The 12,157-nt window shown below is 66.2% G+C and carries 10 protein-coding genes, 1 pseudogene and 1 riboswitch; of the genes and pseudogenes, 7 read left to right on the forward strand and 4 right to left on the reverse strand.

Annotated elements, in window-relative coordinates; genetic code table 11:
• The first annotated feature begins 66 nt into the window (after window positions 1-66).
• From DR843_RS16120 to DR843_RS20950, 5 genes and pseudogenes are all read left to right on the forward strand, one after another.
• Entirely contained in the window at window positions 67-1,290 is a 1,224-nt protein-coding gene (locus tag DR843_RS16120) for an ABC transporter substrate-binding protein (RefSeq protein ID WP_109687436.1), read from the forward strand.
• A gap of 87 nt (window positions 1,291-1,377) precedes the next feature.
• Entirely contained in the window at window positions 1,378-2,235 is an 858-nt protein-coding gene (locus tag DR843_RS16125; protein ID WP_109687439.1) for a branched-chain amino acid ABC transporter permease, read from the forward strand.
• Window positions 2,235-4,034, forward strand: a complete 1,800-nt coding sequence (locus tag DR843_RS16130) for a branched-chain amino acid ABC transporter ATP-binding protein/permease (protein ID WP_109687441.1) — start codon at window positions 2,235-2,237, stop codon at window positions 4,032-4,034. The genes DR843_RS16125 and DR843_RS16130 overlap by 1 nt, the downstream gene beginning before the upstream one ends.
• Window positions 4,031-4,855 (forward strand): ABC transporter ATP-binding protein, encoded by an 825-nt coding sequence (locus tag DR843_RS16135; protein WP_109687443.1) that lies wholly within the window; start codon window positions 4,031-4,033, stop codon window positions 4,853-4,855. The genes DR843_RS16130 and DR843_RS16135 overlap by 4 nt, the downstream gene beginning before the upstream one ends.
• Window positions 4,856-5,404 (forward strand): annotated as a pseudogene (locus DR843_RS20950) (TetR/AcrR family transcriptional regulator); the annotation flags it as partial. It abuts the gene before it with no gap.
• 126 nt (window positions 5,405-5,530) lie between these two features.
• Here the strand turns inward: DR843_RS20950 and DR843_RS16145 are convergent.
• From DR843_RS16145 to DR843_RS16155, 3 genes are all read right to left on the reverse strand, one after another.
• The gene (locus DR843_RS16145) at window positions 5,531-7,102 is read right to left on the reverse strand and encodes an AMP-binding protein (RefSeq protein WP_109687445.1); all 1,572 of its coding nucleotides are present in this window, start codon (window positions 7,100-7,102) and stop codon (window positions 5,531-5,533) included.
• Window positions 7,099-7,833, reverse strand: a complete 735-nt coding sequence (locus DR843_RS16150) for an SDR family NAD(P)-dependent oxidoreductase (RefSeq protein WP_109687447.1) — start codon at window positions 7,831-7,833, stop codon at window positions 7,099-7,101. Before DR843_RS16150 ends, DR843_RS16145 begins: the two co-directional genes overlap by 4 nt.
• A gap of 134 nt (window positions 7,834-7,967) precedes the next feature.
• On the reverse strand, window positions 7,968-8,303 hold the full coding sequence (locus tag DR843_RS16155; RefSeq protein WP_109687449.1) for a hypothetical protein: 336 nt from the start codon (window positions 8,301-8,303) through the stop codon (window positions 7,968-7,970).
• A gap of 97 nt (window positions 8,304-8,400) precedes the next feature.
• A riboswitch (SAM riboswitch) is annotated at window positions 8,401-8,515 on the forward strand.
• An 18-nt stretch (window positions 8,516-8,533) separates the two neighbouring features.
• Here DR843_RS16155 and DR843_RS16160 point away from each other — a divergent pair.
• Window positions 8,534-9,334 (forward strand): DUF1684 domain-containing protein, encoded by an 801-nt coding sequence (locus tag DR843_RS16160; RefSeq protein ID WP_109687451.1) that lies wholly within the window; start codon window positions 8,534-8,536, stop codon window positions 9,332-9,334.
• 31 nt (window positions 9,335-9,365) lie between these two features.
• Here the strand turns inward: DR843_RS16160 and DR843_RS16165 are convergent, their stop codons facing one another.
• Window positions 9,366-10,814 carry a hypothetical protein gene (locus DR843_RS16165; RefSeq protein WP_146202603.1) on the reverse strand — a complete coding sequence of 483 codons (1,449 nt, stop codon included), beginning with the start codon at window positions 10,812-10,814 and terminating at the stop codon, window positions 9,366-9,368.
• A gap of 109 nt (window positions 10,815-10,923) precedes the next feature.
• Between DR843_RS16165 and dinB the strand changes: the two genes are divergently transcribed.
• Window positions 10,924-12,156: a DNA polymerase IV gene (dinB, locus tag DR843_RS16170; protein WP_109687455.1), complete on the forward strand. Its 1,233-nt coding sequence runs from the start codon at window positions 10,924-10,926 to the stop codon at window positions 12,154-12,156.
• The last annotated feature ends 1 nt before the right edge of the window (window position 12,157 follow it).

Genomic DNA, 12,157 nt, shown 5'->3' on the forward strand with positions numbered 1-12,157 from the left:
CCACTCTACGCTACACAAGCAAGCGCTTGGTTTATTGGCCCGCGTACCGCCTGGGAAGGACGATCAATGAAGATCAGAGCAGTTCGAATTGTTGCTGTGGCAGTGGCCGCTGCTTCGCTCAGTCTCGCCGGTTGCGGGTCGTCCTCCGACAGCTCCTCCGGCTCGAGCGGTGGCGCGGGTGACCCGTTCAAGCTCCTTGTGTCGGGTGCGGCATCCGGGCCGCTCGCCGCGCAAGGCAGCACCGCGATCAACGCGGCGAAGGCAGCGGCGGACAAGGTGAACTCCGAAGGTGGGGTCGCTGGACGAAAGATCCAGGTCACGGTCGTTGACGACCAAGGGGATCCGACAACCGCCGTCTCGGTCCTGCAGCAAGCGATCGCCAAGGGCAAGCCCGATGCCTACATGAACTCCGGGCCATCGACCATCGCGGCAGCCACGTTGCCGATCCTGACCAACAACAAGATCTTGTCGTTCAACACCGGTCCCACGGCCGACTCGGACAACCCCGCCAAGTACCCGTACAACTTCGATCTCGCCCAGGACGCCGGGACCGGCGTCAAGGGCATCGCCGAGGAACTGAAGAGCAAGGGCTACAAGAAGATCGGGGTCATCCACGGCAATAGCGCCTACGGGCAGACGTTCGGCAAGCTCGCCCAAAGCACCCTCTCCGACATGGGGATGACAGTCGTCGCGAATCAGGAGTACGACACGACCGCTTTGGACATGACCCCCCAGCTCGAGAACGTCAAGTCTGCGAACCCCGATGCTGTGGTGCTCGATGCCTACGGGGCTCCGGTCGGTTACGTGCTCAAAGGCGTCGAGAAGCTAAACTGGACCGTGCCGATCTACGGGAACACCTCGGTGACGGCTACATCGCTCACGGGTATGCGCGCTCCTCAAGGGATCCTGGGCACCAAGGGTGCAGAGAATCTCCTGGTGGAGGCGACGCCGTCCTCGGTGTTCGACGCCAAAGCCACCGATGTCAACCAGGCCGTCGCGGCGATGGCGAAGCTGGCGCCGATCCAGACCAGTGTGATTCTCGCCGTCAATTACGACGGCGTGCTCTTGATCAAGGCGGCGGCGGACAAGGTCGGCGCAGCGAACGACTCGACCAAGCTGGCCCAGGCTCTCACCGATTCGCAGGTGCAGAAGGACGCCAAGACGGTGATCACGCCGCTGTACGCCTACACGGCCACCAAGCACGCCCCATCGGCCGGCCTTGACAAGACGATCTACATCTTCGTCCAGCCAGCACCCGTCAAGAACGGCCAGATCCATCCCGAGAGCTGACCTCTCAACGTATGTCGCGCCCCGCGGACGGTCAGGTTTTTTCCGTCCGCGGGCGCACATCACGTGGGCACTCACCGAGGAGATTAGATGACACTCGTTTGGGCGGCGCTGTCGACCGGCGGTATCTACGCGCTGGTCGCGTTCGGCTACAACATCGTGTACATGGGCTACCGCACCTTCAATTTCGCGCATGCCCAGTTGATGATGCTCGGCGCATTCATCGCATACACCGGCCTGGTCAGTTGGACGCTTCCTTCAGTCGTCGTGGCCGTGCTCGTGACAGTGGCAGTTCTCGTGGTTGCCGTCGTGGAGGAACGCATCGCCATCCGACCTCTGTCGGATATGCACAGCGCCCTCATCACAACGCTCGGCGTGTCCGTGTTGTTGACCGGAGTATCCGAACTGGTCTGGGGATCGTCGCCGTTGACCGTCCCGTTCGCCGGCGGTAACGACCCTGTGCGCGTTCTGGGCGGCCAGGCCTATCCGGTCCAGTTCGCGATCGTCATCTTCGCGGTACTGCTGGTGCTTGCCTTCGAAGTGATCACCCGGCGTACGACGGTCGGCTTGTCGCTGATGGCGATCACCGAAGATCGCGAGGCCGCCATGCTGCGCGGGATCAACGTGCGGCTCCTTGCGCTGGGCACCTTCGCGGTGTCGGGAGCGGTGGCCGGCCTGTCCGGAATGTTGATCGGTCCATCGACCTACGCGGTTGCGACGCTGGGGTCCTCGTTGGCCCTCAAGGGGTTCGTGGCTCTCGCGCTCGGCGGCTTCGGGAACATGCCCGGTGCGCTCGTCGGCGGTATGACCGTCGGCTTCGTCGAGGCGGCGACCATCAGATATGTCGGGGCCGAGTACGCCAACATCGCCGTCTTCCTGGTCCTGGTGGTTGTCCTCATGGCCCGCCCCACCGGGATATTCGTCCGGGCCCAGGAAAGGACCGTCTGATGCAGATATGGCGCGCCGTGCGGACGCTGCCTTCCTGGACCATTCCCGCCATAATCGGCGTACTCATCATCCTGGTCCCGTTCCTGGGCCTGGATTATGCACAAGTCCGACAGATAGAGCTCGCACTCGTGTTGTCCCTGGTCACCAGTGGTCTCAATCTCTCTCTCGGTTACGCCGGTGAGTTGGCGCTCGGGCAAGCAGCGATGTACGCCGCGGGCGCCTACGCCGGCGCTCGCCTGTCCGTCAGTGGCCACACCGATCTGTTGCTGCAGCTGGTCGTGGCCGCCGCGGTTGCGCTGGTTGTCGGACTTGTCACCGGCATCCCGGGGCTGCGACTGGGGTCGTGGTCGTTGGCCATGACGTCCTTCTTCCTCATCCTCATCGTGCCCGACGTGCTGAGCATGTTCCCTGACCAGACGGGTGGCCGTAATGGTCTGGTGGGGATCCAGCCGCCCACCGTGTTCGGCCAGGCACTCGGTGCCAATGGGCTTGCCGTGGCGATCGGGGTGGTGAGCGTCGTGTGGTTCTGGGTGATGCGCAACATCGTCACCTCCAGTTTCGGAACGCGATTCCGCATCTTGAAGCAGAGCCCGGTCCTGGCGTCCTCCATGGGCATCCCGGTCTACCGGATGAAACTGCTCGCCTACGGGCTCGGGTCGATACCTGCTGGTCTGGGTGGAGCGCTGTTCGCCAACATCGACCTGTTCGTCGCTCCGGATTCCTTCGACTTCCACACGGTCACGACGTTGCTTGCGGCATCGATCCTGGGTGGCTCGACGAGTGTGTACGGCGCCGCGGTCGGATCGTTCATCATGCAGTTCGGTCCGAACCAATCGAACGCCTTCCAGCAGTACTCGCTCATCTTCAGCGGCGCGTTCCTCCTGGTCGGCGGACTGTTGCTCAAAGGCGGCCTGGCGAGGTTGGGGAAGCTGGCCGTTCGGCGCCTTGACCAGTCGGCTCACATCACGCCGCCCGACTCGATCGCGCCGGAGGTGTTGCCGGATCCGGAGCCAGTCGCTGGGAGTGCCTTGGTCATCGAAGGGGTGAGTAAGGCATTCGGTGGGAACCGGGCATTGTCCGACGTGACGTTCACCGCGAAGCCAGGGCACGTCACGGCACTCATCGGTCCCAACGGTTCGGGCAAGACGACGCTGCTCAACATGGTGTGTGGGTTCTATCGGGCAGACGGCGGCACGATCTCGCTGGGCGGCAAGCCGCTGCCGACCCGACATCCACATGAGGTGGCGCGAGCCGGCGTGTCGCGAACATTCCAGACTCCCAACATTCCCGAGGGCATGACAGTGCTCGAGGTCGTGAGGAGCGGACGGTCCGCGCGCGAGCGGGTTGGCCTCGTGCCGGCTGTCCTACGACTGCCTTCCTACCGGCGCGCTCGCGAGAGCGATCGCGGCGAGGCCTGGCGATTGCTCGAGTTGGTCGGCCTGGAAGGTCACGCTGCCGACGAAGCGATCTCCCTCCCGCTGGGGATGCGCCGGCTGCTCGAGGTCGCGCGCTGCTTGGCCTCGGGTGCGGGCGTGCTGATGTTGGACGAGGTCGCTTCGGGACTGGATGAGCACGAGGTGCCGCGACTGACAAACATCATTCGTGGCATCCGTGATACGGGCGGCACGATCGTGCTGGTCGAGCACAATTTCGAACTGATCATGGGTCTCGCCGACGAGGTGGTGGCTCTGGCGCACGGGCAGGTGATCGCGCACGGGAACCCCTCGGAGGTGGCCGCCAACGAGCAGGTGCGGCGGGAGTATCTCGGCGCGGCTGCGAGCACAGTGGGGCAGGCATGACGTCGTCGACATCCGCGGTCGGCGCGCCGTCGCTCGAGGTGCGCACCCTTGCAACCGGGTACGGCGATCTGCAGGTCGTCTGGGATGTGTCCTTTGCCGTGCACCCGGGGCAGATCACGGCACTGGTGGGACGCAACGGCTCGGGAAAGACCAGCACCCTGCGCGCCATTAGTGGTCTGAACAAACTCACGGGCGGCTCGGTCCATTTGTTGGGCGAGGATGCGGGCACGGCGGGTGTCGCTGAGCGGGTGCATCGCGGTCTCGCTTACGTGCAGGAGGGCAAACGGGTCTTCCGGCGACTCACCGTGGAGCAGAATCTGATCCTCGGTGCGCACACTCGCCGGTTGTCGCGGACGGAACTGCGCGATCAACTCACCGGAACGTACGACCTCTTTCCGATCCTGCAGGAGAAGAGCGGCGCGCTGGCCGGCTCGATGTCCGGCGGCCAACAGCAGATGCTCGCCATCGGACAGGCGCTCATGGCCAAACCGCAGGTGCTGATGCTGGACGAGCCGTCGGGCGGCCTGGCGCCCGCCATTGTGGCGGAGGTCATGGCACGTATCGGCGCTCTCGCCGACGCGGGATTGGGAATCCTGCTCGTCGAGCAGTCGATCGACGCCGCGCTCAATATCGCCCATGATGTCGTGGTGCTCGACAATGGACGGGTCAGTTTCGCCGGCCGCGTCTCGGAGAGTCATCCCGATCAGATCCGGGAGGCGGTCCTCGGGGAGTATGTCGGGGCTATAGGTTTGCAACGATCTAACAAGGCGGTCGGCTCGGTCGAGACGAAGGAGCAGGATATGGGCGGAAGGAGCCACTAGGTGAGCCCGAGGAACAACGGGGGCTCGTCCGGCAGGGGCGAGGCCGATACCCTGCCGCAATCCGAACGGCGGCGCGAGCTCCTGGCGATCGCCGAGGACCTTTTCGCAACCAAGGGTTACGCCGAAACCACCGTCCGAGACATCGCCCAGCACGGCGGCATCCTTTCCGGCAGCCTGTACCACCACTTCTCGTCCAAGGACGAGATGGCGCACGAGATCCTCCGCTCGTTCGTTGACGACTTGCACACGAAGACTGCGGCGGCGGTGGCTGCCGGCGGATCGGCGACCGATCTGGTCGATCGCTTGGTGCGAGATGCGTTCGAGATCATCCACGAACGGCCGCTGACCGTGGCGCTTTACCAGAACGAAGCCTCCAGCCTGGCCACGCAACCGGGTTTCGGCTACCTGGTCGACGCCGGCCGCGAGGTGGAGCAGGTCTGGCGTAGCGCGATCATCAGCGGCCAGGAGGGCGGCGAGTTCCGCCCCGACCTGGATGCCCGGATCCTCTATCGCTTCATCCGAGACACGGTGTGGTCGTCGGTCCGTTGGTATCGCCCGGGGGCAGCTACACCCCGACGGTGCTGGCCGACCAATTCCTCGCACTGCTGCACGGCGGCCTGTTGCAGCGTTGAGGCTGCCGGCGAGCCGGTCGCGGAACTCCCGGACGGGCGCCGATCACCCGACCTGGCGAGTTTGACCCTGCCAATAACGCTGTCGCAGTGTAGGTTTGTCCGGTTTGCCGACGGCCGTCAGTGGGAGTTCGCTGACGATGTCGACGCTCTTCGGCGCGTGACTGGGGCCTTTGCGCTCGCGCACAGCGGCGATGATGGCTGCCACGTCCGGGTGCTGACCGGGTTGAGGGACCACGACCGCCTTCACGGCCTCCCCCCACTTCGGGTCAGGTACGCCGATCACGGCGACCTCGGCGACCGCGGGCTGTGCGGAGATCACGTCCTCGATCTCCCGGGGGAAGACGTTGAATCCTCCCGAGATGATGACGTCCTTGGTCCGGTCGACGATGGTCAGGAAGCCATCCGCGTCCTGGCGCGCGATGTCGCCGGTGTGCAACCATCCGCCGGCGAAGAGCCGATCGGTCTCCTCCGGCCGATTCCAATAGCCGTCGGTGACCAGGGGGCCACGCACGCAGACCTCTCCGGAGACACCAGGCGAGACCGCGGTCCCGTCCGGATCCAACAGCGCCACCTCGAGCCAGGCGACGGGCCGACCGCAACTGGCGAGGCGCTCGAGATCGTCTTCACGGTGCTCGCTGCGTCGCATGACCGAGATCGTCATCGGCGATTCGGTCTGACCGTAGAACTGGAAGAAGATCGGCCCGAATCTGCGGATGGCCTCGGCCAAGCGACTGGGCGAGATGGGAGAAGCCCCGTAGTAGATGACCTCCAGCGACGACACGTCGTAAGAGTCCAGATCCGGGTGATCGAGGATGGCGTAGAGCATCGTCGGCACCAACATCGTGGCCGTAATCCGTTCGCGCTGAACCGTTTCCAGGAAAGCCGTGGCGGAGAAGGCGGACATCGCGACCATCGAGCCGCCGCGTAGCAGCACAGGGATCCAGAATCCACCGGCAGCATGACCGAGCGGCGTACAGAAGAGGAAGCGCAGCGTCGTCGGCCACTCCCATTCTGACAACTGGATCTGGGTGAGCATCGCGGTGCTCCGGTAGGTCCCGACGACCCCCTTGGGCCGACCGGTCGAACCTCCGGTGTAGACCAGGCTGGAAGGTTGATCGGCGTGCACCTGAGGGGCCACCAACCGTCGCGGGGTGAACGTGTCGGCCAGGGTCACCAGATCGGTGCCGATGGGGGCCGGGCCGAGGGAGAACAGACGGGTCAGACCCGGCAGGCGCTCGGCGAGCGCCACGACGTGATCGGCGTACCCGGCAGGATCGAAGACCAGGGTGTCGATGCCGGCATCTTCCAGGACGAAAGCGTGGTCATCGAGCGAGCCCTTCGGGTGCAGCGCGGTGGCTCGCGTTGCGGTGAGGTACCCCGCCCCCAGCACGAAGAACACCTCGGGGCGGTTGGCCGAGAGGACGGCGACGGGGGTGCCAGGCATCACACCGGCGGCCGTATACGCCTGGGCGAACTGGCTGATCCGATCCCGTAGCTGGGCGTAGGACAGCGTCGCCCCGGGCAGTTGGACAGCCGGGAGGCTGCGGCCGCGCGCGAGCGCCCGCACGAGCAGATCGGGCATGTACGCCGGGGCGCGGAGTCGGTCGGTGATCATGCGGTAGCTCCTCCATCGATAACGATTTCCGTGCCGGTCATGTAGCCGCTGGCATCGGACGCCAGGTAGGCGACGATGAATGCGACCTCCTCCGGCGTCCCCTTGCGGGGCACCGGAAGCAGGCTGAGGTCGGCGGTGCTGTTCTGCGTCATCGGGGTATCCACCGATCCGGGACAGACGCAGTTGACCCGGATCTGCCGTGGAGCCAGTTCCCCGGCGAGCGAGCGGGTGGCGCCACGCAGACCCCACTTGGACGCCGCATAGGGGACGGCACCAGGGTGCCCGCGAAGGGCCGAGATGGAGGCGATGTTGATGATGGAGCCGCCCGGGGGCATCACGGGTACGACCGCCTGGACACCCAGCAGTGGCCCGATCAGATTGACGTCCAACACGTGCCGAAGGTCTGCCTCCAGCCACGGCAGGAATTCGCCCGTCCGGTAGACGCCGGCGTTGTTGACCAGGACGTCGAGGTGGCCGTGCACCTCCACCGTGGCAGCCACGACATCGTCCCAGGAAGAGCGGGACGCCGTGTCGTGAGCCAACCCGGTCACTGAGGGCCCGAGCCGCCGGGCGACATCGGCGACCTCGGCGTGCAGCAGGTCGGTGGCGATCACCGTGGCCCCGAGGCTGGCGAAGAGTGCTGCTTCGGCGGCTCCCTGTCCGTGTGCGGCACCGGTGACCAGGGCGGTCTTTCCGGCGAGGGAGGGTGCGATTGTCGCCTCGCCGTTCATCCTCCGAGCGATCGATTCTGGCAGTTCACGCCAACAAAGCTATCGTTTGCTTGGTATGGATTCAATCGCCAACGAGATGGTCGTGACAAGGGGTGCTGACGGCATCGGTGCACGCGGACTGCGCCGTCGCCGACCTACTCGGCGGAAGCGTCCGGCGTAGCCGTCCCGGCCAGTCGCTGCTGGACCCGCTGGTCGACCAACGCGTCCAGCTTCTTCTGCGACAACGACCGGTGCAGCGGCAAACCCAAGCCCAACCCGATCAACAGGCCCGCACCCAGTGCGAGGCCGCAGATGATGCCCATCTTGGGTCGCGGATCGGTCAACCCCTTGGTCGTGCCGCCTCCCTGGTATCGGGTGGCGATCTCCCAGATGACCTTCAAGTCCACACTGAGCACCATGAACAGCAGGATGCCGCCGACCACCAGCGCGATGAGGCCGAGCACCACGAGCGTCAGCTTGAACTTCTTCATGGACAAACCGTATTGCACACAGGTCACGGACAGACCCGCAAAACCGCGACCGGACAGAAGTGGACACGGGCTAACCCGATAACCTACCGTCGCAGTAGGCATTGAGTGTCAGTGACAAGCCCTGGCTGGCTGACCGGCAACCCTCCTTCCACGGTGGGGTGCTCCAGGTGAAAGCCCGGCCCGACCGGAACCCCGGCGGGCAAGCGTGAGAGTGACCTCAGGGAGCAGCAATGAGTAATGCCGTGATCGACAGCACCGACTTCGCCGCCGACTGGCAGCAGTGGCACCAGCAGCATGAGCAGACCCGCGCCGACCGGCACGGCTTCCTGGCCGTCACCGGTCTGCACTTCTTGTCGCAGGAGCCGCAGCGCTTCGACCGCGCTCCGGGCCAGTGGTGGACCGACCAGAGCGGCGTCCACGTCCGCCTCGATGACGGCGAAACGCTGACTAGGGACGGTGAGCGCCTCGATGGCACTGTCGACTTCGGCGTGATCCCCGAACGCGCCGGTGTCACAGTGGGATTCGAGGATGGCGTCATCGAAGTCGCCAAGCGTGGAGGTGAGGACATCATCCGCCCACGGCACCCCGACCACGAGATCCTGGCTGGCTACGAGGGCACGCCCACGTTCGCCCCCGATCCGGCGTGGGTGATCGAGGGCCGCTACTCGGCGTACGACGAACCCATCCCCACCACGGTCGGTGCCGCGGTCGACGGCTTGCAGCACGTCTACGACGCACCCGGGGAGATCCACTTCACCAAGGACGGCCAGGACCTGACCCTGGTCGCCTTCCCGGGGCACGGGGGCAATCTGCTGGTGCTGTTGCGTGACGCCACGAGCGGGATCAGCACGTACGCCGCGAACCGGGCTCTGTCGGTGCCCGCACCTGATGCGGCGGGTCGGGTCACGCTCGACTTCAACCGCGCGACCAACCTGCCGTGCGCGTACACGCCGTACGCCACCTGCCCGCTGCCGCCGGCGCAGAACACGCTGCCGATCGCGGTCGAGGCCGGTGAGAAGACGCCGCTGTGACGATGCGCTCACCCGCGCTGGGCGTGCCCCGTCAGGCGGGCGGGATCTCCACCCGCGACCACCAGCCGGCGGCCTGCCGCTCGAAGGGTGTCAGGCCGGGCTCCTGGGCCAACGTCGCCAAGCCGGGATGGGCGGACATCCCGGCGGCGTAGAGCAATCGGCGGTGCTCGACGTCCGGCGCCTGAGTCTCAGTACGCAGGTCGAGGTCGTGCGGGAACGCCCGGTTGTGCGCCAGCGGCACCAGAAGTCGGGCGCGGTCGCTCGGCTCAGCGGTCCGGTAGGCGTCCGCGAGGGAACTCGCGTCGTACCGCTGACAGGAGTTCAGTGTCACCTCGGCGCCAGGCAGATCGCGGTCGTGACGCTCCAAGTGGTGCGACAGCGCGTCGGCGAACGGGCTGGAGGCCAGGACGATCGCGCCTTCCAGCGGCAGATGCTCATCCGCCAGGGCTTCGCGCAGCCAGTAGATGAGTCCCTCGGTCAACGTGGCCGGTCGGTGCGGCCGGGTCTGTTCGAGCAACATCTCGGCGATGCGGTCACACCGGGCGCGCAGCACCCGGACTTCTTCGGGGCTGCGCACCACGGCCGAGTGCGCCTTGCGCAGTTCGGTCAGGGCCTGCCGTGCGCTGTCCCCCAGCCGCCCGATCAGGTGAGCCTGCACCGGACGCGGCAGCAGATCGAAGATCAACGTCGCCGGTCGGTACCGAGCTGAGTCCGGCTGACTCAGGTCGGCGAGCAACTGCTCGGACAGCCGCGCCCAGAAGACCGGGCTGATCTGGTCCTCGATGATGGCCATCTCGATCGCGCCGGCGGAGAGCATCAGCGCGACCCCCTCGAGCTTTTCGTAGCTGTCCATGAGGACCCCGGCCGTACGCGGATGATGCGCCTTGGGCAACAACTCCAGGGCATCGCCGATCACCGAGTAGCCGCAGGCCGACAGGTGAGCCTCGATGGCGTCACCCACCAGATCACGGGTGAATTCGTCCTTGGCCAACCGGATCAGCGCCTGCATCCGGAACTGATACGCCGGGCCGAGAGAGACGGTCATCTCGGTCATCAGCCGGGCAATGAGCGCCTGGGTGTCGTCGCTGCGTAGCACCAACCCACCGGTGGGTGCGGTCAGCAGGTGGCTGAGCCGCTGCCAGTCCGGTCCGTCCAGGCCGCGGTCCACACCGTCCAGGAACGCCCGTCGCTGCCATCGGTCGATCTGCACCACGTCGGTGTCTTCCAGGTGCGCGCCGATGATCCCCGGCGCCAGACCGAGCACCTGCTCGAACGCGGTCACCAGTTCCAGCGTGACCGGCACCGTGCCGTTCTCGTAGCGCGACAGCGTCGTGTGCGACAGATCCTTGGGAACCCCGGGGTAGACGCGCATCAGCGGCGCGATGTTGCGTTGGGTCCGCAGATCGACATCGGGTGCACAGTGTCGCCACACCCGCATCAACCAGGGCACCGGCGCATAAGGCGCGGGTACATAGGACATGACGGAACCATAAGGACTTGTTACAGGTGCCCGCAGCAAAATTGCATACCCACCGTAGCTGCGCAACAAGCCCGCCATTCCGCACTCTGTCAGCACGGGGTGCGAACATATGTTCGTGTCCAGTGCAGCGTCGTGGCAGTCCCAGGGCTCGATCCTGCACGCCGACCTCGATGCGTTCTTCGCCTCCGTCGAGCAGCGTGACGATCCGGACCTGCGGGGTCGACCGGTCATCGTCGGGGGCGGCATTGCGATGGCCGCCAGTTATGAGGCCAAAGCCTGCGGTGTTCGTGCGGCCATGCCCGAGCGGATCTGGCGCTCGCTGTGCCCGGACGCGATCGTCGTACCGCCCCGGTTGTCCGCCTACTCCCAGGCCAGCAAGGACGTCTTCGCCGTCCTGCGGGACATCACTGCGGTCGTCGAGCCGCTGTCGATCGACGAAGCGTTCCTCGACGTCAGCGGGCTGCGTCGCAGCTACACCAGCCCGCAGGAAGTCGCCGCCGTGATCCGCTCCGAGGTGCGGGCCGTCGTGGGCCTGCCGATCTCGGTCGGTGTCGCCCGCACGAAGTTCCTGGCCAAGATCGCCAGCGCGCACTGCAAACCGGACGGGTTGCTCGTGGTGCCCGCCGACGAGGCGGGTTTCCTGCACCCGCTTCCCATCGAAAGGCTTTGGGGCGTCGGCAAAGTCACGGCTGAGAAGCTGCGCTCACGCGGCATTCGTACGGTGGGTCAGTTGGCGGCACTCGACGAGCGCACGCTCACCCACGCCCTCGGACCGGCCGCCGGTCGGCATTTGCACGCCGTCGCCAACCTGCGCGATCCGCGCCCGGTGCACACCGGTCACCGCCGTCGCTCGATCGGATCCCAGAGCGCGTTCGGCGCCCGGCCGCGCAGCGAGAGCGAGATCGACGACATCCTGACCCGCCTGGTGGACCGGGTCACCCACCGCCTGCGCGACGCCGACCTGCGGGCGCGCACCGTGACGGTGCGGTTGCGCTGGGCCGACTTCTCCCGCGCCACCCGCTCGCGCACGCTGGCCAGCGCCACCGACTCGACCGCGCCGATCCTGGCCGCGACCCGATCCTTGATGTACGACGTGTGGGGGCAGGCCGTCGACCGCGGGCTCACGCTCGTCGGAGTCACCCTGTCCGGGCTGGACCCCCGCGGGTCGGAGCAACTGCTGTTGCCGTTGGATGACGTACGCCGAGACCAGACCCGCGCGGAACTCGAACAGGCCGTGGACGACGTACGTCAGCGATTCGGCACCACAGCCCTGACTCGGGCCCGGATGCTCGACCAGGATGTCGGCACCCAGACCCCGGTGTTGCCGATCAGCGAACCGTAGG

Source organism: Branchiibius hedensis (assembly GCF_900108585.1).
GTDB lineage: Bacteria > Actinomycetota > Actinomycetes > Actinomycetales > Dermatophilaceae > Branchiibius > Branchiibius hedensis.

Excerpts from the sequence above, each read along its gene's own strand:
- DR843_RS16135 (WP_109687443.1), top strand. The coding sequence starts at position 4,031 with ATGACGTCGTCGACATCCGCGGTCGGCGCGCCGTCGCTCGAGGTGCGC.
- dinB (WP_109687455.1), top strand. The coding sequence starts at position 10,924 with ATGTTCGTGTCCAGTGCAGCGTCGTGGCAGTCCCAGGGCTCGATCCTG.
- DR843_RS16150 (WP_109687447.1), bottom strand. The coding sequence starts at position 7,833 with ATGAACGGCGAGGCGACAATCGCACCCTCCCTCGCCGGAAAGACCGCC.
- DR843_RS16130 (WP_109687441.1), top strand. The coding sequence starts at position 2,235 with ATGCAGATATGGCGCGCCGTGCGGACGCTGCCTTCCTGGACCATTCCC.
- DR843_RS16155 (WP_109687449.1), bottom strand. The coding sequence starts at position 8,303 with ATGAAGAAGTTCAAGCTGACGCTCGTGGTGCTCGGCCTCATCGCGCTG.
- DR843_RS16165 (WP_146202603.1), bottom strand. The coding sequence starts at position 10,814 with ATGTCCTATGTACCCGCGCCTTATGCGCCGGTGCCCTGGTTGATGCGG.
- DR843_RS16160 (WP_109687451.1), top strand. The coding sequence starts at position 8,534 with ATGAGTAATGCCGTGATCGACAGCACCGACTTCGCCGCCGACTGGCAG.
- DR843_RS16145 (WP_109687445.1), bottom strand. The coding sequence starts at position 7,102 with ATGATCACCGACCGACTCCGCGCCCCGGCGTACATGCCCGATCTGCTC.
- DR843_RS16120 (WP_109687436.1), top strand. The coding sequence starts at position 67 with ATGAAGATCAGAGCAGTTCGAATTGTTGCTGTGGCAGTGGCCGCTGCT.
- DR843_RS16125 (WP_109687439.1), top strand. The coding sequence starts at position 1,378 with ATGACACTCGTTTGGGCGGCGCTGTCGACCGGCGGTATCTACGCGCTG.